Consider the following 2237-nt stretch of genomic DNA (forward strand, 5'->3'; position numbering starts at 1 on the left):
GTCCCCGCAATCCGACACCGCCCCGCCAACCCACGGATAGCCCGCTGTTGCTGTTGCAGTTGCTTGTGCTTTCGCGTCGGCGGGTGCAGGGCGCAGCCCTGCCGGAAAACCCAACCCTCAGGCAAACAGCGGTGCCTGCCGCTGCTCCAGCCGCAGCAGTGCAGCCTTGGTTTCCAGCCCGCCGCCAAACCCGGTCAGCGCGCCGTTGCTGCCAATCACGCGGTGGCACGGCAGGATGATCGGCAACGGATTGCGCCCATTCGCCGCGCCCACCGCACGCGTTGCCGTCGGCTGGCCCAGATGCTGCGCCAGCTGCAGGTAGCTCCAGGTCTGCCCGAACGGGATCAGCGCCAGCGCATGCCACACCCGCAGCTGGAACGGCGTGCCGTGCGGCGCCAACTGCAGATCGAACGTGCTGCGCTCGCCGTGCAGAAACTGCAGCAGCTGCGTGCGTGCCTCCGGCAACGCGCCCGGTGCGTACCGCCAGTCGCCACGGCCACGTGCCGGGTGGCGGTTTTCAGGGAACAGCACATGGGCCAGGCCATGCTCGTCACCGGCGATGGTCAGCTCGCCGATAGGGCTGTCGAAACGATCGAACAACAAGGTCATGTCGGTTCTCCAACAAAGGTGCCGGACAGATGCCACAGGTGCAGCACTGCATAGGCCCGCCAGGGGCGCCATGGCTGCGAGCGCGCCTCGGTGGCACGTTCGCTCAGGCGCTGGCCCTGGGCGTGGCCCAGTACCTGCTGCAGCACCAGATCGCCGGCGGGGAATGCATCGGGCTGGCCCAGCCCGCGCAGCGCGATGTACTGCGCCGTCCACGGGCCGATGCCGGGCAGGGCCACGCAGCGGGCGACGAAATCGTCCAGGGCCTGGCCCGGGCCGAAGTCCAGTTCGCCGCTGGCGCACGCCGCGGCCAGGGCACGCACGGTGGCTGCACGGGTGCGCGGCAGGCCGATGGATTCCAGCGGCGCGTTGGCCAGTACCTCCGGTGCGGGGAACTGGCGGTCGAACTCGGCCGGCATGCCCGGCAGGTGCGCACCCCACGCATCCACCAGGCGCCGCGCGAACGTGGTGGCAGCGGCGACGGTCACCTGCTGGCCCAGCACTGCGCGCACGGCCACTTCAAAACCATCCCAGCCGCCCGGAACGCGCAGGCCTGGCCGTTCGGCGATGCCGCGAGCCAGCAGCGGCTCTTCGGCCAGTGCGGCGTGCACCTGCTGCAGGTCCGCATCCAGATCGAACACGCGGCGCACGCGGCGCACGATGTCCGGAATCAGCCGTGGATCGACCGCGCCCAGCTGCAGGCGCAGTTCGGGACGCTTCGGGTCCGCGGTGACCCGCAGCAGGGTGGGGCGCTCGGGCGTGCCCAGCACCCGCTGGTAGCTGTCTTCGCCGACCAGTTCGATGCCCGGCAGGCTGCGCTTGCGCAGGAAGGCGAGCATGCGCGGGAAATCCAGCGGCGGGCGGTAGCCCAGGCGCAGCACCAGGCTGCCGTCATCGGCTGCCGACGGGGCATGCTGGCGGCGCAGCGCGGTCGGCGCCATGCCGCAGCCCTGCAGGAAGGCGGTGTTGAAGCGGCGCAGGCTGTTGTAGCCGGCGGCCAGCGCAACGTCGGTCACCGGCAGGGTGGTTTCGGTCAGCAGCTGCTTGGCCAGCAGCAGGCGATGGGTGGCATGGATCTGCCCCGGCGTGGCGCCCAGGTGGTCCACGAACAGGCGTTGCAGCTGGCGCGCGCTCAGGCCGAGCTTCGCGGCCAGTTCGGCCACGGCCTGTTCCTGCAGGTAGCCGGCGTGGATGAGCGCCAGTGCGCGCTGCACGGTCTGCCCGGCCAGCGCCTGCTGCGCCTGCGGTGCCAGCTCCGGGCGGCACCGCAGGCATGGCCGGTAGCCCGCGGCGGCGGCCGCAGCGGCCGTGGGGTAGTAGGTGATGTTGCGCGGCTTCGGCGGCGGTGCGGGGCAGACCGGGCGGCAGTAGATGCCGGTGCTGCGCACGGCGGTGAAGAACACACCGTCGAAGCGCGCGTCACGGGCCAGGCGGGCACGGTCGCAGGCGGCGGGGTCGAGGGTGGGGGCGGTGTCCATGGCGCCAGTCTAGGGCGGGGCGGGGGCAGATACTCGCCGGATTCGGACATGGATGTTGGAGGGGTTGTTGGGGGGGGGGGGGGGCCCGCCCCCCCGCGCGGGGGGCCAGGGCGAGTTCGCACTGGGGCAATGGGCCAGCGATCGGGGGGATGC

The 2237-nt window shown here is 71.8% G+C and carries 2 protein-coding genes; both read right to left on the reverse strand.

Features of this window, described 5'->3' with window-relative positions:
• Nucleotides 1-117: 117 nt before the first annotated feature.
• Complete coding sequence (locus IAE41_RS22185; protein WP_200734592.1) at nt 118-609, reverse strand: methylated-DNA--[protein]-cysteine S-methyltransferase; 492 nt, start codon at nt 607-609, stop codon at nt 118-120.
• Nucleotides 606-2084: a DNA-3-methyladenine glycosylase 2 gene (locus IAE41_RS22190; protein WP_200734593.1), complete on the reverse strand. Its 1479-nt coding sequence runs from the start codon at nt 2082-2084 to the stop codon at nt 606-608. The genes IAE41_RS22185 and IAE41_RS22190 overlap by 4 nt, the downstream gene beginning before the upstream one ends.
• Nucleotides 2085-2237: the final 153 nt, after the last annotated feature.

The sequence above is a fragment of the Stenotrophomonas sp. S39 genome, from assembly GCF_016624665.1.
Classification (GTDB): Bacteria; Pseudomonadota; Gammaproteobacteria; order Xanthomonadales; family Xanthomonadaceae; genus Stenotrophomonas.

Coding starts and splice junctions, on each gene's coding strand:
- IAE41_RS22185 (WP_200734592.1), bottom strand. CDS start 609: ATGACCTTGTTGTTCGATCGTTTCGACAGCCCTATCGGCGAGCTGACC.
- IAE41_RS22190 (WP_200734593.1), bottom strand. CDS start 2,084: ATGGACACCGCCCCCACCCTCGACCCCGCCGCCTGCGACCGTGCCCGC.